Raw genomic sequence first — 23890 nt, forward strand, 5'->3', positions numbered from 1 at the left:
GGCCGGGGTCGTTTAAGTAGCGTTTAAGTTCGACCTCCGTCTCTCTGTTGCTCCTCGTGGCATTAAACGCTTCATGCGCAGCCGCGCCGTACAGTCTCCCCCCATACCGTTATCCGTGGCGCCACAGCGGCGCAAGAATCCAATGTCGCAGAACCGCTCAGCAGTTGTCCCGTCGTTGTTGCCCGCGCCCGCATATGGGCGTGGAACCTTCCCCCGCCTGCCCTTTCTGCTGCACGCCATCGCGGCGGCATTGTGGGTGTTGCCGGAGGCCGCGCAAGCCCAGGGCGTTTCTCCGCCCGTGGAAGTGCGCAAGAGCGGCAGCGATGGTCGCAACGCGAGCCGGTTCTCCGATTCGTCCAAAGGCGGAAATGCCGACAAAGCCAGTTACTCGCAAGACGCACGCTTCGTGTTGGCCACCGATAAAGACAAGGCCTCGCTGGCCGTCAGTTCCATCGGCGGGAAAGGGGGCGAGGGGTTCAATGGCTTGGTGTGGGACAGCAAAGGCTCGAGAGGAGGGAACGGCGGAGTCGTCACGGCGGCCTTCAGTGGCGCAATCAGCAATCTGTCCACGGGCGGCAACGCGCATGGTGTGATGCTGTCATCGGCGGGCGGCCACGCGGGCGCGCGCATGCAAGGCGGGGATGGCGGCGGGCAGGCCGGCATGGTGATCGCCAATCTGAAGAGCGTCGATATCAGAACCTCCAGCGCCACTGCCACCGGCTTGCTGATCACTTCGGAGGGGGGGCATGGCAACAGCGGATACGAGGCCGCGGGCATTCGGTCCTCGGGCAGCCATGGCGGGGCCGGCGGCAACGCCAACCTGCTGTTCAACGGTTCGGTCGACGCCCAGGGCAAAGGCATCGACGTCATCTCGCGAGGCGGATCGGGCGGGCAGATCAACGGCGGCATTATCCAGACGGTGCACAGCGCCGGCGGCCGGGGTGGGCAGGGCGGCGATATTGTCGCTGTGCTGACGGGTCGCACTGATGGTACGGCATCGCAAATCACGACTCGCGCCCAGGATGCCCACGCCGTGCGCCTGCTCAGTCAGGGCGGTGAAGGCGGCCACATCACCGGCACCAGCTGGCTCAACGGCGCAGACGGCGGCGATGGCGGACGGGGCGGAGACATCATCGGCAAGCTCGACGACCTGACCCTCTCCACCCATGGCGCGGGTGCAAGCGGTGTGGTGGCGCAGAGCGCTGGCGGCAACGGGTTCTGGGGAGGCGGTTCGGCGCTGGCGCGCGGCGGCAAGGCCGGCTCGGGCGCCGACGCCGGCAAGGTTGAACTCGACCTGGGCCGTAAGGTTCGCATCACGACCAGCGGCGCCAACGCCGCCGGCGTGCAGGCCGTCAGCCGGGGCGGCGGGGGCAGCAACGGCGGCAAGGGCGGCGTCTTCTACGCGGGCGGCGCCGGCAGCCGGGGCGGGCAGGGCGGCGCAGTGCGCGTCGAGAGCGCCGCTACCATCACGACATCAGGGGCGGACGCCTTCGGTATCTATGCCGCCAGCCTGGGTGGCGCCGCCGGTCATGGAGGCAAGGGCGCGACCCTGGTCGGGGTAGGCGGACAGGGAGGCGCGCACAGCACCAGCTCGCCTGTCGAACTGACAAATCGCGGCTCGGTCACCACTGGGGGCACAGGCAGCCATGCCTTGTTCGCGCAGAGCATCGGTGGTGATGGCGGCACGCACAGCGGCACCACGCAAGGCGCCCTGGGCGGTGACGGCAATTCCAACAGCCCGGACTCACATGGCAGCTGGGTGACGCTGACCAACACCGGTGACCTGCGTACGGCGGGCGAGACTGCCGCCGGCATACTGGCGCAGAGTATCGGAGGCGGGGGCGGCAATGGCGGATCGGGCGGCGGCATGGTCAGTGTCGGCGGCGACGGCGCATCCAGCGGCAACGGGGGCGCCGTGCGCGTACGCAACGCGGGCGCCATCTACACGACGGGCAAGCTCGGCTACGGAATACAGGCCCAGAGCATCGGCGGCGGGGGCGGCAAGGCTGGCTACTCGGGCGCCTATGGCGTGATTTTCGGACTGGCCTATGGCGGCCGGGGCAACGTGGCGGGTGACGGCGGAGAGATCGATCTACAGCTGGACGATAGCAGCCGCATCGTGACCAAAGGGGCCGACGCCACCGGTGTCGTCGCGCAGAGCATCGGGGGCGGGGGCGGCGACGGCGGCGAGGCGGTATCGACAGGCGTGATCGACTTTGTGACGTCGGCCATGGGAGGATCGCAAGGCGCCAGCGGCCACGGCGGCCGGCTGCGGATCCGCACCTCGGGCACGATCGACACGACGGGCGAGGGCGCAGGCGGCGTCGTGGCGCAATCGATCGGGGGCGGTGGCGGCATCGGCGGCAACAGCACGGCGGCAGGCCTGAGCCTGGTCGGTTATAGCGCGGGCGGCAACGCCGGCGATGCCGGCCATGGCGGCGTCATCAGCTACGACAACCGGGGCAAGGTCCTGACGCGCGGCGCTGATGCCCACGGCGTTTTGCTGCAGAGCATCGGCGGCGGAGGCGGGGCCGGCGGCAACGCCGCGACGATCGATTTCGGCATTCTGTATCCGTACGCGGGCAGCCTGGCCACCGCCATAGGCGGCATCGCCGGCAACGGCGGCAATGGCGGTCAGGTCACAGGCAACAACTTTGGATCGATCACGACGCGCGGGCACGGGTCGCGCGGTCTGGTCGCGCAGAGCATCGGCGGCGGCGGCGGCGCGGGCGGCAGCGCCAATGCCATCGACGTCAGCTTCGCCGGGGGCACGGCGGTATCGCTTGCCATTGCACTGGGCCGGCAGGGCGGCGCGGGCGGGCAGGGCGGTAGAGTCGATCTGCTCAATTCGGGCGTGCTCAGCACCGCCGGCGACCATGCCGTGGCGGCGCTCGCGCAAAGCCTCGGGGGCGGTGGCGGCGTCGGGGGCAGCGCCATCGGCCGCTCGGTCGCGATCGGTGCGCAGTCGTTTGCGGCCACGCTGGCCGTTGGCGGCAAAGGGGGGGCTGGCGGTGACGGCGGCACGGTGACGGTGCTCCAGGCCGACGAAGCCCGCATCAGCACGACCGGTCAGGCGTCCATCGGCATCCTGGGCCAGAGCGTGGGCGGGGGAGGCGGCAGCGGCGGCTTGACCCACGGCGACACTTACGCAGCTTCGGGCAAGGTCTCGCTTGTGTTGGGGCGCAGCGGCGGCGACGGCGGCAAGGGCGGCACCGTGACCATCACGCAGGACGCCGGGGCGATCATCACCACGCGCGGCATGAGCAGCGATGGCATCGTTGCTCAGAGCATCGGCGGAGGGGGCGGCAATGGCAGTGCTCTGGGCGACAGCGACCAGCCCAACTGGCCGCCGAGCCCATCCCCCTGGGACGGATCCCCTTCGCCTGCCAAGTACTCCGGCGCTTTTGAACTGGCGCTCGGCGGCGAGGGCGGAGACGGCGGTCATGGCGGCGCAGTCTCGGTATTCCAGAACGGCACCATCTCGAGCTACGGGCGCCAGAGTGCCGGTATCGTCGCGCAAAGCGTGGGCGGCGGTGGCGGCCGGGCCGGGTCGGCGGCAACTTCGGCCCCGGGTGGATCGCTGGCCTTGTCATTGACCCTGGGCGGATCGGGGGGCAGCGGCGGCGACGGCGGTGACCTCAACGTGCAGCAGACGGGGACGATCATTACGCGCGGTATGGACAGCGCCGGCGTGCTTGCCCAAAGTATCGGAGGGGGCGGCGGCAACGCGTCGAGCAGCGAGACGACCCAGGCGGCGAGCAAGATTTCCGTGACCCTGGCCCTGGGCGGGTCCGGCGGCAACGGCGGCAAGGGCGGCGCGATCACGATGTACCAGGGCGGGGCCATCTCGGCGGCTCAGGGTTACGGCCTGGTGGCCCAAAGCGTCGGCGGCGGCGGCGGAATGGCCGGTGCGGTGCAAGCCGGCGTGGATGCAGACGGTTTCGACGACGTCAAGAACATGAGCGCGCCGGAGCGCGGTTTCGCGATCTCGGTTGCGTTGGGTGGCAGCGGCGGGCGAGGCGGCGATGGCGGCGCTGTCGACGTGCGCAATGGCGGCCGGGTGCACGCTGCAGGCGACAACAATGCCGGTGTGGCGCTGCAAAGTATCGGCGGCGGCGGTGGCATCGGCGGCACGGCGTCGACCTTCTACCAGACCAGCGTGATCAGTGCGCCCGTCTCGCAGCTCGCCGTGGCGGTAGGGGGCAGCGGCGGCGCCGGCGGCCATGGCGGCGCGGTCGCCTGGAACCTGGATGCAGAGGGCCGGATACGCACCACCGGAGACATGGGCGATGCCATCCGCCTGCAGAGCATCGGCGGCGGCGGCGGAATCGGTGCATCCAGTTTCGTTCCCACGGTCAACCGTGAAGACGGACTGATACCGGCGTACCGGTTTGACACCGCGGTGTTCACCGTGGGCGGTGCGTCAGGGCAAGGCGGAAGCGGCGGCGAGGTCAGGGCCACGCACGCGGCCGAGGGCAGGATCTCGACGCGCGGGCACGGCGCGACGGGCCTGCTTGCTCAAAGCATCGGCGGAAGCGGTGGCATCTCTGCAGGGGTGTATCGCCTGGGAGCCGATACAACCACCCTGCGACTGGGCGGCGGTACGGGCGACGCAGGCCTGGTCGACATCGGTCATGGCGGCCGGGTGATGACGTATGGCGCGCTTGCTCACGGCATCTTCGCGCAGAGCGTCGGCGGTGGGGGCGGGGTGGTGCGAGCGCTCGGCGCGCAAGGGGCGGACACAGCATTCAATGCAAGCCGCGCGGGCCAGGGAGACGGCGGTGAAGTACGCCTGGCCGTGGCCGAATCCGGCATGGTGCATACGTGGGGCGACCACGCCTATGGTGTATTTGCGCAGAGCATTGGCGGGGGCGGCGGCTACGCCAGCACGGGCGCAACCAGCGCCACCGTCGAAGGCGCATTGGCCGGCGTGCGCGCCGGCAGTGGCAAAGGTGGCGCCATCAACGTGGATGTCGCGGGCAGGGTGGTCACGCGCGGCGAACAGGCTACCGCGCTGTTCGCGCAGAGCGTGGGCGGCGGCGGTGGATGGGCCGACGGCATCGCGGGCCGCGCCGGACTCAGCGGTTCGGGCGCGGGCGGCCCGGTGACGATCAAGGTATCGGGCCAGGTCCAGGCGCTCGGCACCGACGCTGCGGGCATCTTTGCGCAGAGTACAGGCTCGGCCCCCGGCAGGATCCATGTGCACGTGCAGGGCGGCGGACGTGTCGTGGGCGGCAGCGGCGCGGCCGCGGGCGTGCAGCTGTCTGCCGGGTCCGACAACCTCGTGGAGATCGACGAACAGGCGCGCCTGTCGGCGGCCTCCGGCATTGCGCTGCGCACTCTGGGCGGCAATACGCAGGTGGTCAATCGAGGACTCGTGCAGGGTTCCATCCTGCTGGGGCAGTCCGTTGCTGGCAGCGTCCGGAACCTGGGCCAGATGTTGGCGGGCACAGAGCTCGACCTCGCGGGTGGCACGCTTTCCAATCATGGCGCCCTGGGCCTCGGTGCACGGCGAGAACTCGCATCTTCGGTGTTGAAGGGCAATTACCAGCAGTACGCCGGCGGCAGTTACCAGCCCACCGTCGATTACGCGCTGGGCCAGGCCGATTTGCTTACCGTCGAAGGCGACACCTTGCTGGCGGGCAAGCTGGCAGTGCAGGGCCTGCATCACCAACCCACGACCGGCATGGTCCCGGTGCTGGATGCCCAGGGCAAGCTGGGCACCGACGCGGGCTTTTATTCCGAAGGCGGGCCGGTGTTCGATTATCCGATGGCCTGGGACGGCCAGCGGCTGACGGTGGGCCTGAAAGCCGATTTCGCCCGCAGCCTGCCGGGGCTCTCCGAAGAGCAGGCCGAGGTGGCCAAGTACCTGGGCCGCCGCTGGCAGCAGCTGGAACAGCAGCTCGGCCAACGGGCCGATACCGGCGCGCCTGCGGCACCGGGCGCGCGTCTCATGGCCGCCACATCGGTATCGGCGTCGCCGGCACCCCCGGGCGCCGACCATGCGGCGGCAATTACGCCCGTATTCGATGCGATTGCCATGGCCAAGTCCGACAAAGCGTACGGGCAGCAATTGGACCAGATCGCCAACGATGCCTTGCAGGCGCCCGTGGCCATCATGCCGCTTGCGCATCGCATGTTCATCAATCGCAGTCTGTCGTGCCCCACCGCCAGTGGCGCCCGAAGCGGGCAGCCAGCAGAGGCCTGCGCCTGGGGCGATGTCACCGGCAGCCGTATGAATCGCCACGACAGTCATGACGACATGGGCTTCATGTACGAATCGGTGCGCTACATGCTGGGCGGCCAGCGTCCCCTGGGCAACGGCTGGGTCGCGGGCGGCGGGGTGTCGTACGAAGATGCGCGCAGCAAGGCAGACGATGCCAGCGTCCGCACCAACGGCCACAGCGTCAGTGGCGTTGCGTTCCTGCGCAAGCACCATGGCGCATGGACCTATACCGGCGCGCTCAGCGCCGGTTATGGCAGCTATGACACCGCGCGCGCCGTGGCCACGGCCAGCGACGCCGCGCTGCCCAGTTCCGACTGGAAGACCTACTTCGCCGCACTGCGCGGGCAACTTGCCTATACCCACCAGGCCGAGTCCTTGTATGTGAGGCCGGCGCTGGACGTGGACGTGATCTACCAGCGTGTGCCGGCTTATAGCGAAAGCGGCGGCGGCGCCTTCGACCTGACGTTCGACGGTGCCAGCGAGGTACGCACGATGGTGAACCCCTCGATCGAAATCGGACAACGCTTCGATGTGTCCGGGGCAGCGCTGCGGCCCTTCATGAGCGTGGGCATGAGCTGGATGCCCGGCAACGAATGGAACACCGATGCGCGCTTGAAACACGGTCCGTCCGACGACGGCTTCCGCCTGTCGCAAGACCTGCCGGACCTGTTCGGCGAATACCAGCTGGGGCTGGAAGTCGAGACCAAGGAAGGTTTGCTGATGCGGACCGTGTGGCGCCAGCGCCTGGCAGACGGATACAGCGACCATTCCGCCGAATTGCGCCTGGGGATGCGGTTCTGAATCGCCTGTCCCGCAGGCGGCGAGCCGACGCCCTTATTGCAACTGCACGCCGGCATTCTTGATGAGTTCCTGCCAGCGCGCGGTTTCTTCTTCAATGTGCTGGCCGAAGGCGGCTGGCGTCGACGCGATGACTTCGTAGCCCATGCCGTTGAGCTGGGCTTCGATCTGCGGCTGTTTCGCGGCCTTGGAAAAAGCCTTGTTAAGACGGTCGACCACGGCCGGCGGCGTACCGGCGGGTGCCAGGATGCCGTACCAGCCGGTGACCGCGAAATCAGGAAACCCGGACTCCTGCACCGTCGGTACGTCGGGCAGCAGGGATGAACGCCTGGTGCCTGTCACGGCAAGGGCCTTGAGTTTGCCGCTCTGCACATGGCTCACCGAAGTCGAGATGCTGTCGAACATGAGCGAGACGTCGCCGGCCAGCAGGGCGACCACCGCGGGACCGCTGCCTTTGTATGGAATGTGCAGCATGTCTGTGGCGGTGACTGACTTGAACATTTCCGCCGCCAGGTGGCTGGTATTTCCATTGCCGGCGGACGCAAAGGTGAGCTTGCCCGGATTCTGCCTGGCGTAGGCCACCAGTTCCTGCATGTTGCTGGCCGGGGTGGCCAAGGGCGCGGCAACGAGCAGGGGCAGGCTCGCAACCAGCGATACGGGCTCGAAATCCTCGCGGGTATCGTACGGAAGATTGCGATACAGGCTGGGGTTGATTGCGTGCGCGGCAAGCACCATCAGCACGGTGTATCCGTCAGGCGCCGAGCGCGCGAGCTGTGAAGTCGCGATGGTTCCTCCTGCGCCCGGCTTGTATTCCAGCACGATGGGTTGGCCAAGTTCTTTCTGCAGCTCGTTGGACAGAGGGCGGGCCAGCATGTCGGCGCTGCCGCCGGGCGGATACGGAATCAGCAACTTGATCGGCTGCGTCGGGAAATCAGCGGCATGGGCTGCGCCAATGAAGCCGGCCACCAATAACGATGCGAGGCCACACAGGGCTGTGCGAGGGGTCATGAGGGTGTCTCCTCCGGGGTTGTCATGGCGCGGCTGCGCGATGCTGCATCGGGCCCATGCCCGGAATCATGGGCTTATTCGAGGCGGGCAACCCCCTTGTCGTCGAGGCGAATTCTGCGCACGGGGGCGGCGATATGCAGCGGCGCGCCGGTCAAGGCCTGCAACGCTTCGACCGGCATGCCCTCAACGATGGCGCGCAGCACGAAGCTCCGTTCGCGTACATCGACGATGGCGTAGTTGGTGTACACGGCGTCGACGACGCCGACGCCGGTCAAAGGATACGTGCACTGGTCCAGCAGACGATGCGCGCCGGACTTGGTCGTATGGTCCATCATGACCAGCACCTGGCGCGCGCCCACGGCCAGGTCCATGGCGCCGCCGATGGCCGGAATCGCGTCTGGGGCATCGGTCAGCCAGTTGGCCAGATCGCCGTTGCTTGCCACCTGGAACCCGCCCAGGATGCTGAAATCCAGGCGGCCTCCGCGCATCATCGCAAACGAAGTGGCGTGGTCTGTGATAGAGGCTCCGGGGATCAGCACCACCGGCACCCGGCTGGCATTGATCAGGTCGGGGTCGACCTGATCGCCTTGGGCCGCGGCGCCCATGCCCAGGATGCCATTCTCGCTATGCAGCAGAATCTCGCGATCGCGCGGAAGAAAATCGGCCACCAGGGTCGGCATGCCGATCCCCAGATTGACGCTCGATCCTTCCGGGATGTCCTGTGCGACGAGTTGCGCGATTTGCTGCCGGTTCAGGGAAATGGGCTCAGTCATTGGGTTTTGCCAGCACAACGGCGTTCACGAACAGGGCCTGCGTCATGACGTGTTCAGGCGCCAGGGCCCCGACTTCCACGATCTGATCGACCTGCGCGATGGTATGGCGCGCCGCCATGCACATCAGCGGGTTGAAGTTCCGGGCGGCCAGCCGGTACATCAGGTTGCCCAGACGGTCGGCCTGATGGGCGCGGACCAGCGCGAAATCGGCAGGCAGCGGTTGTTCCAGCACATAGCCCTTGCCGTCGATGACACAGGTCTGCTTGCCTTCCGCCATACGCGTGCCATAGCCCGTGGGCGTATAAAAAGGCCCCAGCCCGGCGCCGGCGGCGCGGATGCGTTCGGCCAGGGTGCCCTGCGGCACGCATTCCAGTTCCACCCGGCCCGCCCGGTAGGCTTCGGCGAATATCTCGGAACGGGGCGGCCGCGGGTGCGAGCAGATGACCTTGCGTACCCGGTCTGCCTTGATGAGCGACGCAATGCCCTGTTCGCCGGCGCCCGCGTTGTTGCTGATGATGGTGAGGTTTCCGGGGCCCATGGCCAGCAGGGTGTCGATGAGCTCGAACGGAATGCCGCTGTCGCCGAAACCCCCGATCATGATCGAGGCGCCGTCCCGGATCACATCCAGCGCTTCAACCTGCGAGGACTTGATTTTGTTGATCATTCAGTTCCCCGCGGTGATGCGGGCGGCTTTGACGGTGCCCGCCCACAGCGCGCGCTGTGCATCGACGAAGGCCGCGAATTCCGCGGGTGAATTGCCGCCGACCACGCCGCCCAGCTGCTCGAAGCGCTGGCGCACTGCCGGGGTCTGCATGGCGTCCCTGGCCGCCTGGTAGATCTTGTCGACGACGTCGTCAGGCGTTCCCTTGGGCGCGAAAAGCCCGAACCAGGCCGTGACCACCATGTCGGGCACGCCCGCCTCGGACATGGTCGGCACGTCGGGCAGCTGCGCATTGCGCGCTTCACTGGTGACCGCCAGCGCGCGCAACCGGCCCGCCTGGATCTGCGGCAGCGAACTGGGCAGGTTGTCGACCATGAAGGTGAACTGATTCCCCAGCAGTGCCGTCACGGCGGGCGCCGCGCCTTTGTAGGGCGCGTGCGGCGTTTCCATGCCGGTGCGCAACTTGAACAGCTCGCCCGACATATGAGGCGACTGGCCCGTGCCTGAACTGCCCATCGTGATGTTTGCCGGATTTTTCTTGTACAGGGCAACCAGCTCCTGGACGGAAGATGCCGGCGTGTCGGCATTGACGACCAGCACATTCGGCACGGCAATCGTCAGCGTAATGGGCCTGAAATCGTCCGGCGCATAGGGCAGTTCGCGATACATGCTGTAGTTGATGGCATTGGGCCCCACGTTGCCCATCAAGAGGGTATAGCCATCGGGCGTGGCGCGGGCCACGAGCTGGGTGCCCACGATACCGCCGGCCCCGGCGCGATTCTCGATGACGACCGTCGTACCCAGCTGCTTCGCCATGGTCTCGCTGATAGCGCGGGCTGCAATGTCGGTCGTGCCCCCGGGGGACGCGGGCACGACGATCGTGATCGGGCGGTCGGGCCAACTGGCTTGAGCGGCCAGGGGCGCCGCCGCGGCAAAGGCCAGCAGCGCGCCAGAAAGGGTGCGGAATTTCAATGCTGTCTCCTCTAGTTATCAGCCGCGGCCGGGCCAGGCTTGCCCGGTATGGCGTGCAACGGTATTGCGCTTTCTCTAGAGTGCGGCCTCGGTGCCCTGAGGCGGCTCAACCGGCCAGGTAGCGCACCCATCCGTACCCGCGACCCTGTGACGCTGCGGGTCAATCGAAGGACGGGCGCGCCCCCTGCCTGGATTCTGCAGCGCGCCACCCTTTACGGGAATCTTGATTTGTTTAGGGCAATGTTCCAGTGAAGTGAACCCTGGTGCTCCCTGCAGGGTTTTTTGCCCGGGACAGGCCACGGGTCGGCCCGGCCCCGCTCGGCCGCGCGCCGCATCGCCCGCTTAGCCGGCGCCTACGCGGCGGCGCCCCGCCTGATTCCCGCATTCCCCGCTGATTGGGCGCTCACCCGGCAGGCGGCTACAATCGGCATAAATCTGGACCAGGCAGGCGCGCGGGGCGGCACAGCCCGTCCGGCCTGCGGGGCGTGGCGTGTCGGGTTACACCGGCGCGCCCGACACCGGGCTCGTGCCCGCCCCCTTGGTTTGGTCCAAGCACGCCAATCATTCAAGGACTTCCATGGCTCTGCAATGCGGCATCGTCGGCCTGCCCAACGTGGGCAAATCGACGCTTTTCAACGCCCTGACCCGCGCGGGCATCGCGGCGGAAAACTACCCCTTCTGCACTATCGAGCCCAACGTGGGCGTGGTCGAGGTGCCTGATCCGCGCCTGCAGCAGCTGGCTGACATCGTCAAGCCCGAGCGTGTCCTGCCCGCCACCGTGGAATTCGTCGACATCGCCGGCCTCGTGGCCGGCGCCAGCCAGGGTGAAGGCCTGGGCAACCAGTTCCTGTCGCACATCCGTGAAACCGATGCCATCGTCAACGTGGTGCGCTGCTTCGAAGACCCCAACGTGATCCACGTGGCGGGCAAGGTCGATCCCATCGCCGACATCGAGGTCATCGAAACCGAACTGGCCCTGGCCGACCTGCAGACGGCTGAAAAGGCCCTGCACCGCCATTCAAAGACGGCTCGCTCCGGCGACAAGGAAGCTCAGCGCCTGGTGGCCGTGCTGGAAAAATGCATCGCCGTGCTGAACCAGGCCAAGCCCGTGCGTTCGGTCGATCTCAGCGATGAAGAACAGGCGTTGATCAAGCAGCTGTGCTTCATCACCGCCAAGCCCGCCATGTACGTGGGCAACGTCAGCGATGACGGTTTCACCGACAACCCCATGCTCGACCGGCTCGCTGAATTCGCCGCCTCGCGCAACGCGCCCGTGGTGGCCATCTGCGCCGCCATCGAGTCCGAAATTGTCGACCTGCCCGATGAAGACCGCCAGGCCTTCCTGGCCGACATGGGCATGGACGAACCCGGCCTGAACCGCCTGATCCGCGCGGCTTTCAAGCTGCTGGGCCTGCAGACTTACTTCACCGCGGGCGTGAAAGAAGTGCGCGCCTGGACGGTTCCTATTGGCGCCACCGCGCCGCAGGCGGCCGGCGTCATCCACACCGACTTCGAGCGCGGCTTCATCCGCGCCCAGACCATCGCTTTCGGCGACTACATCGCCTGCAAGGGCGAGCAGGGCGCCAAAGAGGCCGGGAAGATGCGGGCCGAAGGGAAGGAATACGTCGTGCAGGATGGGGACGTGATGAACTTCTTGTTCAACGTCTGATTCCCGCGTAGCCCGCGGCAAACGCGAGCGGGCGCCGCAGCCGGCGCTGCCGCGATCAGGGCGGCCTCTCGGGGCCCCCTTGCATGTCGGCCGCGGTCACACGGCGCCAAGGTCTGGAGCCGCCCGGCTTCAGCAGCATGGGGCAGTAAGCCTCCCCCCCAGCTACGTTTGCGCCGTCACGCCGGAGCCTGGCAATGCTTCCGGCGGTGGGCCGCTTATGCCTGCGTATGCATATTTTCCTTCCATTGATAACCCCGTTCCATATGGTGCGGGGTCGCTTTTCGGTGGGCGGCGCTGGGTAACTTGGACGCGCTAATTCAAGAACTTAATGTTTCCGATTTGAGGGCTTCCCGGCCTTTGGGCGTTGCCATATTCTGCGCGGGTCGGCCCATATACCAAGTGAATATTCAGGGGATTTCAATATGAAGACGTGCATGAATCTTTCTAGGCGACAAGTGCTGCTCGGAAGCGTGGCGCTTGGCGCGACACTGGCCGCACCCGGGATCCTCCGGGCCCAGCAGCGTCCCATCCGGATCGGCATGGCCACGGTGCTGCACGGCACGGCCGCCATGCTGGGTGCGAGCTCCCGCCAGGGGGCCATGATGCGCATTGAAGAGCTCAATGCAGCCGGGGGCATCAACGGCCGCAAACTGGAATTGATCGTGCGCGACACGCGGGCTCAGCCGCAAGAGGCTGCGCGCGTGGTGCGGGAACTCGTCAATACCGACGGTTGCGATGTGATCATCGCAGCCGATCCGAACTCGCTGGCCATCCAGGAAGTCATCCGCGACCTGAAGGTGCTCTGCCTCTACACGACGTCGGAAACGACGTCGTATACGGCCGATCCCAAGTTGCGCGTGGCGACGTCGTTCCGTACCTGCCGTCAGGGCATTCATGATTCCATTCTTGGCGGCGCGTACGCGGCAGCCATCGCCAAGAAAGACGGCATACGGAGCTGGGCGAGCATTTCGCCTGATTATTCCTATGGTCGTGAAACCACCGACCAGTTCTTCCGTTGGCTCAAGCATTTCCATCCTGACGTCGAAATCAAGGCCCAGGTGTGGCCTCGCCTGGGCACGCCGGACTTCGCGGACCTGATCACGCGCATCCTGCAGGCGCGGCCGCAGGCGCTGTACTCGGCGCTCTGGGGCGGCGATCTCGGGGCTTTCGTCGGGCAAGGTAACGTCTATGGGTTGTTCAGCCAGACGAAGATGTTCTCGGTGAACCTTGCCGACTACAACGTGCTGGCGTCCATTTCGTCGCTGCCCCCGGGCATTCATTCGGGATCGCGCTACCTGGACGCCTACCCGGCCACCAAAGAGAACAAAGACTGGGCGGACAAGTATCGCGCGGCGTTCAAGCAGCAGCCCACGATCTGGAGCACGGGCAACTACCTGGCGATCCAGTTCCTGGAAGAAGGCGCTCGCCTGGCCGGTTCGGCCGACGGCGCGAAGATCGCCACGGCCCTCTCCGAGGGTGTGACCATTGATTCCGTGTTCGGCCAGGAAGGCAAGATCACCTTGCGCGCGGGCGATCAGACCATCGTGGACTACGCCGCCGGATGGGGCGTCACGGTGCCGAAGGCGCCTTACGTCACCGAAGTGGTGCCGGCTGATTGGGGTCTCATCAAAGAACTCGAGGCCCAGTGGAAGCGCGAGCAGGGCTTCAGTTAATGTCGCGCCGCCGGCGCGCCTGCCGGCATGGCAGGCGCGTCGGCTTTTCGGCCCTTTTTTTCAGCGGACACAGCGATGGATATCGACGCACTGAGCCAATGTCTGGCTTCTTCATCATGCCTTGTGACACAAGGCACGGCAGGCCTGATCACCGGCCTGCTTCTCTTTTTGGTGGCCGCTGGCCTGACCCTGATCTTCGGCGTGCTGGGCGTGATCAATTTCGCGCATGGCACTTTCTATATGGTCGGCGCCTATCTGGGATACTCGCTGCTCCAGGCCACTGGCAGTTATTTCGTGGCCGTGGCGGGCGGAACGGTCGGCATGGCGATCGCAGGGCTTGCTTTCGAGCGGTTCCTGTTGCGCCGGATCTACGGCGCTGACGTGATGCTGCAACTTCTGGTTTGCTACGCCGTCATCTTGATCGTGGACGATGTGGTCAAGATGGTGTGGGGCCCCGAGTTTCTCTCCATGGGCATGCCCGCCGCCTTCCAGCTGCCGCCGTTCTTCATCGCTGGTGGCGTCGTTCCTCCGTTCTATCTGATGCTGGGCGCGGTCGCGATTGTCATCGCGGTGCTGCTGGGGCTGGGCCTGGAGCGCAGCCGGCTCGGGAAAATCGTGCGTGCCGCCGCGCACAACCCGTCGATGGTCAGCGCGCTGGGGGTCAACACCGTCGTGCTGTATGCATCCATTGTTGCGCTGGGCGCCGGCCTGGCAGGGCTGGCCGGAGCATTGTCCGGCCCGGTGCGCGCGCTCACGCCGGGCATGGGCTTTTCGATTCTGATCGAGAGCTTCGTCATCACCGTAATCGGCGGCATGGGTTCCATCCTCGGCGCTTTGATCGCTGCCCTGATCCTCGGGCTGGTGCAATCCTTTGGCGCGGTCGGATTTCCGCTGTTGAAGAGCCAGCTGTTCTTCCTATTCATGATTCTGATCCTGGTGCTCAAGCCCTCTGGTCTGCTTGGTAAAGGGGCGAGGTAGAAAGCATGACCACATTCAAGAAAGACATTGCGATCGCCGTGGCGGCAGCCGGGCTGCTGATCGCGCTGCATATTGCCTACCCCAGCACTGCGATCGCGGATTTCGTGATACGCGCCGCCGCGATGGGGATTTTCGCCAGCTCCTTGAACCTGCTGGTAGGTCAGACCGGCATGGTTTCGTTCGGCCACGGGATGTTCTTCGGGTTGGGCGCTTATGCGCTGGTCTACCTGATGCAGAACACTACGCTGCCGCTCGGCGCCGTGTTCATCCTGAGCCTGGCGGCAGCCGCCGCGTGCGCGACCATTGTGGGAGCCATCTGCGTCAAGCTGCGCGATCACTACTTCGCCTTCTGCACGCTGGCCCTCCAGATGTTGCTCTACTCGATGATCTACACGGCCGTGTCCTGGACGGGCGGCGACCAGGGCCTGGGGGGCATTCCCCGTCGCCACATCTTCGGCCTCGACCTGGGGCAGGGATCGGGCCTTTATCTGGTGTCGGTGGGTCTTCTGATCGGTACGCTCCTGTTGCTGCGCTTCATTTCCCGCAGCGCCTTCGGCGTCACGCTGCGCATGATTCGCGACAACGAGCCGCGCGCGCTTTTCGTGGGCGTTCCGGTTCTGCGCATCAAGCTGGTGGCATTCATTATTTCTTCCACCATTGCGTCTACCGGCGGGATGCTGATGGCACTGTTCATATCCGGCGCCTATCCCGAACTTGCGAACTGGACCGTCTCCGGTCAGGCGATATTCTCGATCGTGCTCGGCGGCGTCAACACCTTCCTCGGCCCGCTAGTCGGAAGCACGATCCTGCTGCTGCTCAATGACGTGGTCACTCGCATCACCGACTACTACGGCCTCGTGCTGGGCCTGGTGATTCTGGCGTTCGTGCTCGGTCTGCGTACCGGGGTGGTCGACATCATTATTCGATTGGGTGCCATGCTGCGCGTCAAGCGCAACGGGCGGCCGGAAGAGGTAGGCACCAATGCTTGAAATCCGACATCTGACTAAACGCTTTGGCGGCGTGGCCGCCATGGATGATGTAACGCTGTCGTTCGAATCCGAATCGATATCGGCCGTCATCGGACCGAATGGCGCGGGCAAGAGCACATTCTTCAACCTGATCAGCGGGGCGATCACTCCCGATCGCGGCACGGTCGAGCTCGCCGGCGAGGACGTCACCGGTTTGCCGCCTGCGGCCTTGATCCGCAAGGGCATGGCGCGGGCTTTTCAGGTGGCCCGCATTTTCCCGACCCTGACCGTCGAAGAGAACCTCATGGCCGTCGTGGCCACGCACCGCCGGCAATACCGGTCTGTGTTCGGCGCCTTTCCCGCGCCGCGGGTACGCGAGCGGGCGATGGACGTCGCTTCGATGCTGGGGCTGACGGCAAAGGCCAAAGTGGTGGCATCCGAGCTTTCGCATGGCGACCAGAAGCTCCTGGATATTGCCATGGCGCTCGCCCTCGAGCCCAGGGTGCTGCTGCTGGACGAACCGATCGCGGGCATGGGCTCGGAAGAACGATGGAAGATGATCGAGCAGGTTTATGCCCTCTGGAAAAGCGAGCGGATGACCCTGGTGTTCATCGAGCACGATATGGACATCGTATTCAAATATGCTCCCAAAATCTGTGTGCTGTCGTATGGCAAAGTGCTTGCGCAAGGCAGCCCCGAGGAAATCAGGAACAATGAAGCCGTGATCACCGCGTATCTTGGCCATGAGGAGCAGCCGGCATGACGACCGCCCTGGAAGTTTCGGATCTGTACGCGTCCTACGCCACCTCGCAGGTGCTCTTCGGCGTGAATTTCAAGGTGGAGCAAGGCCAGACGGTGGCGCTGCTGGGGCGTAACGGCGCGGGCAAGTCGACCACCATGAAATCCATTGCCGGGGTGCTTCGGTCGCGCAAGGGCGGAATCCGCCTCTACGGAAAGGACATCAGTGCCAGCCGTCCGCATGAAGCCGCGATTGCCGGCCTGGCATGGGTGCCTGAAGACCGGCAGGTGTTCCCCGACCAGACGGTGGAAGACAACCTGTTGGTGGCCATGAAGAAGGGGCCCGGCGGACAGGACGACTGGCCCCTGGACCGGGTGTTCGAAGAATTCCCGCTCCTGGCGCCCCTGCGCCAGCGGCGTGCCGGCAACTTGTCTGGTGGCGAGCAGCAAATGCTGGTCATTGCGCGGGCGCTCGTGGGCAACCCCTCGGTGCTGATGCTCGATGAACCCAGCGAAGGCCTGGCGCCGGTCATCGTGCAGCAGATCGGCAGGCTGTTGCGCCGATTGCGCGCTATTGGCACTACAGTGTTGATTGCCGAGCAGAATATGCATTTCTGCCTGGGCGTTGCCGATCGCGGTGTGGTAATAGATAAAGGCGAAGTGGTCTACGAAGGCACCATCGATGACCTCAGGACCAACGAGGCCATCTGGAAGCGTTACCTGGCCATCTGAGTCGCCGGTCTCGGTCGGCGGCGCGGCGCAAAGCGCGGTGCGCCGCCGCATGCCGTGCCATTTGGATTATTGAGGATTACTGTCATGTCACGTTCCCCGTACGTTCCGGTCGAGGCGCAGGTGGGTGCAGTGCGCGAGGTCATCGTTGCAAAGGGCCTGGCCGAAGCTGAACTCCTTGAGCAATTCGAAACCAAGGTCACCGAAGAATGGGTGCCGCGCAACGGCGCCACCCTGGTAGCCAGGGCGTGGGTAGACCCGGATTACAAGTCCAGGCTGCTGGCCGATGGCAGATCGGCCGCGCTGGAACTCGGATTCGAGTTGCCGGCCATCCATCGCCAGCTGACCGTGGTCGAGAATACCGAAACCCTGCACAACGTCATCTGCTGCAGCCTCTGCTCGTGCACGGCTTTCACCCTTATCGGGCTGCCCCCCAGCTGGTACAAGGATCTCGACTACCGCGCGCGCGCGGTCCGGCAATCCAGGACGGTCCTGCGCGAGATGGGTCTGCATCTGCCCGAGACGGTCTCGATACGCGTGTGGGATACCACCGCCGATACACGGTACATGGTATTGCCCATGCGTCCGCCTCACACCGAAGGCTGGTCCGAGGAGGCGTTGCGCGACCTCGTCACCCAGGACTCGCTCATCGGCGTGGCACGCCTCGAGGCGCCCTACGCCCAACCGGCGCCGGCCCCCATCGGCAAATAAGGAGCCAACATGGACGGTATGCACGATCTTGGCGGCCGCGAGGGTTTCGGCCCCGTGGACGGAGCGCAGAACAAGGCATTCAAGCAACCCTGGGAGATCCAGGTGCACGCGATCGGCGCGGCCATGCTCACCACGCAGCGCTGGAATGCGGACGAACAGCGCCATGCCATCGAACGCATGGACGCGCGGCATTATGTTCGCGCGAGCTATTACGAAAGGCAGTTGACTGCCTTCACCACGCTGCTCATCGAGAAAGGCCTGGCCACGCGCGAGGAACTCGAGGCGGCGGCGGGGGGCGCGGTTGCAGTGTCCAGGCCCAGCGCGCCCGGGCGCGTGGCGGAAGTCGGGCAGTGGTTCGCAGCAGGCACGAAGGTCAGGGTCAAGTCCGACTTCGTGTCGGGCCATACCCGCTTTCCCGCCTACACGCGTGGCAAGTGCGGGGTCATCGTCGCGCAATCGGCGATCTGCCATTTCCCCGATGCCGCGGGTCATGGACTGGAATCGCCGATGCAAATGACGTACGACGTGCGCTTCGAGGCCGCCGACCTGTGGCCGGACGCGGCCGACGCCGCCCAGGTGCACTTCACGGCCTTCCATAGTTATCTTGAACCGGTTGAACAATGAACAGGAGATTCCGGTGAGCGGTCGTACAGGCTTGACCATACCCGCCCAGGACAGGATCGTGGACTTCAGTTCGCCGGCGTGGGCGCCTTTCCAACACGAGGTGAATACCGCGATGCAGGCAGCGATTCTGATCACCCGTGGATTTAGCCGTCCCAGCGATCCGCGGGTGGCCCCGGCGCTGACCTTCACCTTGATGACACGCGATGGCGCCGATGACTGAGTTGCACCAGCTTTCCCTGGCCCAGGTGGCCGCTGCCTTTGCCGCCAGGACGCTATCGCCTGTCGAGTATGTCGACCATCTGCTCGCCCGCATCGAGAAGGTCGATCCGAAATTGGCGTCGTTCATTGAAGTGCTTGCCGAGCCGGCGCGCGCCCAGGCTCGGGCAGCCGAGCATGAGATCGCTGCGTCCGGGCCGCGCTCTGCGTTGCACGGTGTGCCCATAGGGATCAAAGACATCATCGACGTGGCGGGCGTACGCACGACGTGCCATTCAAAGATTCTTCTGGACAACTATGCCAGCGAAGATGCCGAAGTAGTAGGCGGACTGCGCTCGGCGGGGGCGGTCATTGTGGGCAAGCTCGCCACCCACGAGTTCGCCCTCGGCGGACCCAGCTATGACCTGCCTTTCCCGCCGGCCGGCAATCCCTGGAACCTGCCGTTCAATTCCGGCGGCTCATCCTCCGGCTCGGGGGCTGCGGTTGCTGCGCAGCTGGTGCCCGCCGCGCTTGGGTCCGATACCGGCGGGTCGGTAAGGCATCCGGCCAGCCATTGCGGCATCGTGGGTATGAAGCCGACGTATGGCCTGGTCAGTACGCAGGGCGTCTTTCCCCTGGCCCAGTCGCTGGATCACATCGGCCCCATGACACGCACTGTCGAGGACAACGCATTGGTCCTCAACGCCATTGCAAGCGCACCCCGGCGCGACAGCGATTACCGGCGCCTGCTGGACATGGACCTGCGAGGCGTGCGCATCGGCATGGTCCGCCACTTCTATAACCGTGACTATGTGGCCCACCCCGAGATGGCTGCTGCTATCGAGGATGCCGCCGCCTGCCTGGCGAGGGCGGGTGCGACGCTTGTTGAAGTCACCTTGCCGCCGCTGTCCGAGTTCGAATACGTGGGGCGCATCATCCTCACAACCGAGGCCGCTGCGGTGCACGAACACTGGTTGAAAGAGCGGCCCGGTGATTACGCGGCCTACACCCGCCAGCGCCTGCTTCCCGGTCTGCTGGTGTCGGGCGTCGACTATGTGCAGGCTCAGAGAAGGCGCACCGAACTGACGCAGGCGGTCGAATCTGTGTTCCGCGATGTGGATGTGCTGCTCACCAGCTCCACGCTGGACCCGGCCTGCCGCATGGACGATCCAGAGGCGATTGCGTACACCTACGGCCGGCAGTCGCGCTACCCGTTCAACGTATCCGGTCATCCGGCGATGTCGCTGATGTGCGGCCTGAGTTCCGAAGACCGTGTGCCCCTGGCGATGCAGCTGGTCGGCAGGCGATGGCAGGAAGTCATGCTGTACGGCGTGGCAGCCGCCTATGAGCGCGAATCCGGTTGGTGCGGTCTCTTGCCGCCCGAAATCAGCGACTGATCGTGCCTCCGGCTCGCCGGACCCCGGGCCAGGACTGACCCCCTGGTCAATCCTGGCCTTCAAACGTGGGGGCCGCCCAGTCTTTGTGCAGGAAGTGCGCCCGCAGGTGGTCAAGCAGCAGCTGCACCTTGCTGGGCATATACCGTTTGCTCTGCACGACGGCGTAGATGTCGAGCCCCTGGCATTTGAACTCGGGCAGAACAATGACGAGCTGGCCCTGTGAAATGAGTTCGTCCACCATATACCGCGCATGCATCGAGATGCCATAGCCGCGCCGCGCAAGATGCAGCAATGACTCGCCCAGGTTCGAATTGAAGGTGCCGCTGACGGCAACCTGGTGGGTCTCTCCGTCGGCGCCGGTCAGCTGCCACGTCCCGGTCGTTGCCTTCAGCGTATGCAACATGCAGTTGTGGCGCTTCAGGTCGGCAGGCGTGGACGGCACGCCCTCCCTGTCGAGATAGGCGCGCGTGGCCACCATCACCTGCGGCACCACGGCAATCTTGTAGGCAATCTGGCTGGTATCGCGCAGTCGCGGTGCGATGCGGATCGACAGGTCCATGTTCTCGGCAATGAGGTCGCTGCGGCCGTCGTCCAGTTGCAAGGTGATGTGGACGTCTGGGTAGGCCTCGAGGTAGCTCTGCAGGACGGGCGCAAGATGAGCCGCGGCGAAAGAGGGGGGCGACCCGACGCGTATGCGCCCCGAGGGGTGCTGCGCCGTACTGCGCACCATGTCTTTCAGATCGCTGATCGCCCGCGACACATTGTCGGCATTGCGCAGCAGGATCTGCCCGCCCTCGGTCAGGCAGGCACGCTTGGTATTGCGCTGCAAAAGCTGGGTTTCCAGCGCCTGCTCCAGCCAGGCGACTTTCTTGGTGACGACCGAGCGGCTGGTGCCGAGGCGTTCCGCCGCCTTGGTGAAGCTCAGTCCCTTGGCCACTTCCACAAAGACTTCAATGCAATCGACGATGTTCATGCTTGCCATTCATTAACTTTCTGAAAACGTGCGAGCCGAGGCGGCTCCGCACGCGGCGATCATAGTCTGAAACCGGCCCCGAGTTCCGGGGCCTGGGTGCACGCCCGCGGGCGCGGGTTTTTTCGTTTGAGGAAATAGTGAATTCGTTTTAACGCCGTATCCACATCAAGGGCGGCCTCCTAGAATTCGGAACCATTGACAAGATAGACCGCATTCACTCGCCAATAGCCGATGGAGGAACCCGTATGAAAATCGAGCCACAGCACGGAAGCCTGGGCGCCACGATCCACGACGTCGACCTGTCGCAGCCACTGACTTCTGAGTTGCGTGGAGCGATCGAACAGGCCTTGGGCAAGCACGGCGTTATCAGCTTTCCGAAACAGGAGCTGACATCGAAGCAGCTGCGCGACTTTGCCGAACAATTCGGCACGCTGGAAATCAACGTCGCAAACATGTTCCATGACGAGACCTATCCCGAAGTCATGATCCTGTCGAACATGAAGGAAGACGGAAAGCCGATTGGCTTGAGCGACGCCGGGCAGGACTGGCACACCGATATGTCGTACAGCAAGACCATTGCGTTCAGCAACGTGCTCTACGGCATCAAGATTCCGCGGCGCGATGGCGAGCCGCTGGGCAATACTGAATTCTGCAACATGCATGCGGCCTATGAAGGGCTTCCCGATGAGCTCAAGCAAGAGCTCGCGGACATGACGATCACGCACGATTTCAACAAGTTCTGGGAAATGATGCGCCGGGAAAAGGGCAGCACCCGCCCGCCGCTGACGGAAGAGCAGCGCCGGCGCAAGCCGCCTGTCTCGCATCCGGTGTTTCTGACGCACCCCATCACCGGCCGCAAGGTGCTGTATGCGAACCCCGGCTATTCGATGCGAATAAACGAAATGTCGGAAGAGCGCAGCAACGAAGTGCTGGAATTCCTGTTCCAGCACCAGGTACAGGACAAGTACCGGTACCGTCACCGGTGGACGGAAGGCGATGTGCTGATGTGGGACAACATGGGCACCATCCATAACGCGGTGGCCGACTACAGGCCGGACGAGCACCGCTTCATCAAGCGGTGCCAGGTGATGGCCGACCGGTATTTCCCCGAGTTGTACTGAGGCTGCAGCAGCCGGGCGCGGCAGCCCTGGATGCTGGGCGCTCAGTTTTCCTTTCCGGAAATCGGTGTTGACGATGCCTTCTGATTTGAATGACGGTTACAGTATCGAACAGCTGCGCCTGATGGCGCGGCGCAGGCTTCCGCGCGGGGTGTTCGATTTCTACGACGGCGGGGCGGAGGATGAAGTCACGCTGGCGGAGAATCGCGGCGCATTCCAGCGCGTGAAACTGCTGCCACGTGTGCTTCGCGATGTGTCCATCGTCGATACCTCGGCCGAGCTTTTCGGGCGCCCGATCAGCGCGCCCTTGATCATAGGGCCGACCGGTGCGGTCGGCTTCGGCTGGCGCGGCGGCGATCTTGCCCTTGCCCGGGCCGCCGCCGACCATGGGATTCCCTACACACTGTCTACCTCGGCCACGGCGTCGATCGAAGAGATCGCGGACCATGCGCCGGGGCGGCTCTGGTTTCAGGCGTACATCCTTCAGGACAAGGCGCGCCTGCACGCGTTGATCGACCGGGCGCTGGCCGCGGGATACGAAGGGCTGGTCATCACCGTGGACCTGCCCGTGGGGGGCAAGCGAGAGCGTGACCTGCGCAACGGCCTGAGTTTCCCCATGAAGCTCGACCATCGCAATATCGCACAGTTTCTGTGCAAGCCCTTCTGGTCGCTCGACATGCTGCTGCGCGGGCCGGTCACCATGCCGAATCTGCAGGGGCTCAACACGCTCAAGACCGACAAGTCCAAGATGCAGGGCGTGGCCGGCCGCAACTACGATCCCTCGTTCGACCTGGACGCCCTGCGCGCGTTGCGCGATCGCTGGCCACGGAAGCTGGTCGTCAAAGGGGTGGTCAATCCACTGGACGTCGACGCCCTGATGAACGCAGGTGTCGATGCAATTGTGGTTTCCAACCACGGCGGCCGGCAGCTGGACACGGGTATTGCGACGCTGGACGCCTTGCCGGCCATTGTGAGAGAGGCCAGGGGACGGGTTCCGGTGCTGCTGGACGGCGGCATCCGTCGCGGAAGCGACGTGTTCAAGGCGCGGGCCCTGGGTGCGAGCGCCGTGCTGCTCGGACGCGCCACACTCTTCGGCGTGCTGGCCGGCGGCTATAGCGGGGTTGATCGCGCCCTGGGCATTCTTCGAGACGAACTCACGCGAACCATGCAGTTGTGCGGCGCGGCCTCGCTGGCCGGCATCGAAGCTTCCATGGTGGAGACAACGTCATCTTTCCGTACACGGCAGTTGAGACATGAACAACGATATGAAGGTCTGTGAAAACCAGGTGCTGCGCTTCTTCCGGTACCTGGACGAACGGCGTTATGAGTCTCTCGCGGGCCTCATGGCGCCTGATGGCATCTGGCATCGCCAGGGTAAGGTGTTGAAGGGGCCGGCGCAGGTCCTGGCCGCCGTACAGTCCCGATCGCCCACCATGCGCATCGCGCATATTGCCACCAGCCTGGCCGTCGAGAGCATCGCAGCCGACCAATGCACTGTGCATGGCTACATGCTCATCATCAGGCACGACCCGGGTGTGCTCACGGCGGATCCGCTTCCGTTGCACGGCGTCGAGTCGGTCCGCAACCTGCTGGCCCGCCTCGAACGGCGCGACGGCGGCTGGCTGATCAGCGAGCTGTCGGTTGAGCAAACGATTTTTGCGAAGCAAGCATAAGGAAGA

At 65.1% G+C, this 23890-nt stretch carries 19 protein-coding genes; 14 read left to right on the plus strand and 5 right to left on the minus strand.

Annotated elements, in window-relative coordinates:
• The first annotated feature begins 142 nt into the window (after window positions 1–142).
• Complete coding sequence (locus ACV17W_RS17630) at window positions 143–7027, plus strand: hypothetical protein (RefSeq protein ID WP_462593643.1); 6885 nt, start codon at window positions 143–145, stop codon at window positions 7025–7027.
• A gap of 33 nt (window positions 7028–7060) precedes the next feature.
• Here the strand turns inward: ACV17W_RS17630 and ACV17W_RS17635 are convergent, their stop codons facing one another.
• From ACV17W_RS17635 to ACV17W_RS17650, 4 genes are all read right to left on the minus strand, one after another.
• Window positions 7061–8032 carry a Bug family tripartite tricarboxylate transporter substrate binding protein gene (locus tag ACV17W_RS17635; protein WP_462593644.1) on the minus strand — a complete coding sequence of 324 codons (972 nt, stop codon included), beginning with the start codon at window positions 8030–8032 and terminating at the stop codon, window positions 7061–7063.
• Between the two features lie 74 nt (window positions 8033–8106).
• The gene (locus ACV17W_RS17640; RefSeq protein ID WP_462593645.1) at window positions 8107–8805 is read right to left on the minus strand and encodes a 3-oxoacid CoA-transferase subunit B; all 699 of its coding nucleotides are present in this window, start codon (window positions 8803–8805) and stop codon (window positions 8107–8109) included.
• Entirely contained in the window at window positions 8798–9469 is a 672-nt protein-coding gene (locus ACV17W_RS17645) for a 3-oxoacid CoA-transferase subunit A (protein ID WP_462593646.1), read from the minus strand. Before ACV17W_RS17645 ends, ACV17W_RS17640 begins: the two co-directional genes overlap by 8 nt.
• The gene (locus ACV17W_RS17650; RefSeq protein WP_462593647.1) at window positions 9470–10438 is read right to left on the minus strand and encodes a Bug family tripartite tricarboxylate transporter substrate binding protein; all 969 of its coding nucleotides are present in this window, start codon (window positions 10436–10438) and stop codon (window positions 9470–9472) included. It lies immediately after the preceding gene.
• Between the two features lie 577 nt (window positions 10439–11015).
• Between ACV17W_RS17650 and ychF the strand changes: the two genes are divergently transcribed.
• From ychF to ACV17W_RS17700, 10 genes are all read left to right on the plus strand, one after another.
• A complete protein-coding gene (gene ychF / locus ACV17W_RS17655) occupies window positions 11016–12107 on the plus strand; it encodes a redox-regulated ATPase YchF (protein WP_462593648.1) in 1092 nt (363 codons plus the stop codon).
• Window positions 12108–12541: 434 nt separating this feature from the next.
• Window positions 12542–13780: an ABC transporter substrate-binding protein gene (locus tag ACV17W_RS17660; RefSeq protein WP_462593649.1), complete on the plus strand. Its 1239-nt coding sequence runs from the start codon at window positions 12542–12544 to the stop codon at window positions 13778–13780.
• A 75-nt stretch (window positions 13781–13855) separates the two neighbouring features.
• Window positions 13856–14758 carry a branched-chain amino acid ABC transporter permease gene (locus tag ACV17W_RS17665; protein ID WP_462593650.1) on the plus strand — a complete coding sequence of 301 codons (903 nt, stop codon included), beginning with the start codon at window positions 13856–13858 and terminating at the stop codon, window positions 14756–14758.
• 5 nt (window positions 14759–14763) lie between these two features.
• Window positions 14764–15747: a branched-chain amino acid ABC transporter permease gene (locus ACV17W_RS17670; RefSeq protein ID WP_462593651.1), complete on the plus strand. Its 984-nt coding sequence runs from the start codon at window positions 14764–14766 to the stop codon at window positions 15745–15747.
• Window positions 15740–16489 carry an ABC transporter ATP-binding protein gene (locus tag ACV17W_RS17675; RefSeq protein WP_462593652.1) on the plus strand — a complete coding sequence of 250 codons (750 nt, stop codon included), beginning with the start codon at window positions 15740–15742 and terminating at the stop codon, window positions 16487–16489. Before ACV17W_RS17670 ends, ACV17W_RS17675 begins: the two co-directional genes overlap by 8 nt.
• The gene (locus tag ACV17W_RS17680; RefSeq protein ID WP_462593653.1) at window positions 16486–17196 is read left to right on the plus strand and encodes an ABC transporter ATP-binding protein; all 711 of its coding nucleotides are present in this window, start codon (window positions 16486–16488) and stop codon (window positions 17194–17196) included. Before ACV17W_RS17675 ends, ACV17W_RS17680 begins: the two co-directional genes overlap by 4 nt.
• A gap of 84 nt (window positions 17197–17280) precedes the next feature.
• Entirely contained in the window at window positions 17281–17904 is a 624-nt protein-coding gene (locus tag ACV17W_RS17685; RefSeq protein ID WP_462593654.1) for a nitrile hydratase subunit alpha, read from the plus strand.
• 9 nt (window positions 17905–17913) lie between these two features.
• A complete protein-coding gene (gene nthB, locus ACV17W_RS17690; RefSeq protein WP_462593655.1) occupies window positions 17914–18528 on the plus strand; it encodes a nitrile hydratase subunit beta in 615 nt (204 codons plus the stop codon).
• 13 nt (window positions 18529–18541) lie between these two features.
• Window positions 18542–18748, plus strand: coding sequence for a hypothetical protein (locus tag ACV17W_RS17695; RefSeq protein WP_462593656.1), 207 nt, complete (start codon window positions 18542–18544; stop codon window positions 18746–18748).
• Window positions 18741–20120, plus strand: a complete 1380-nt coding sequence (locus ACV17W_RS17700; RefSeq protein WP_462593657.1) for an amidase — start codon at window positions 18741–18743, stop codon at window positions 20118–20120. The genes ACV17W_RS17695 and ACV17W_RS17700 overlap by 8 nt, the downstream gene beginning before the upstream one ends.
• Before the next feature lie 46 nt (window positions 20121–20166).
• Here the strand turns inward: ACV17W_RS17700 and ACV17W_RS17705 are convergent, their stop codons facing one another.
• Window positions 20167–21093: a LysR family transcriptional regulator gene (locus ACV17W_RS17705; RefSeq protein WP_462593659.1), complete on the minus strand. Its 927-nt coding sequence runs from the start codon at window positions 21091–21093 to the stop codon at window positions 20167–20169.
• A 245-nt stretch (window positions 21094–21338) separates the two neighbouring features.
• On the opposite strand from ACV17W_RS17705, the gene ACV17W_RS17710 reads away from it, so the two are divergent.
• The 3 genes from ACV17W_RS17710 (at window position 21339) to ACV17W_RS17720 (ending at window position 23884) form a co-directional block, all read left to right on the plus strand.
• Window positions 21339–22214 (plus strand): TauD/TfdA dioxygenase family protein, encoded by an 876-nt coding sequence (locus ACV17W_RS17710; protein WP_462593660.1) that lies wholly within the window; start codon window positions 21339–21341, stop codon window positions 22212–22214.
• A gap of 73 nt (window positions 22215–22287) precedes the next feature.
• Window positions 22288–23490 (plus strand): alpha-hydroxy acid oxidase, encoded by a 1203-nt coding sequence (locus ACV17W_RS17715; RefSeq protein ID WP_462593662.1) that lies wholly within the window; start codon window positions 22288–22290, stop codon window positions 23488–23490.
• Window positions 23465–23884: a nuclear transport factor 2 family protein gene (locus tag ACV17W_RS17720; RefSeq protein WP_462593664.1), complete on the plus strand. Its 420-nt coding sequence runs from the start codon at window positions 23465–23467 to the stop codon at window positions 23882–23884. The genes ACV17W_RS17715 and ACV17W_RS17720 overlap by 26 nt, the downstream gene beginning before the upstream one ends.
• Window positions 23885–23890: the final 6 nt, after the last annotated feature.

The sequence above is a fragment of the Bordetella sp. MIP270_01_BMS genome, assembly GCF_054958705.1.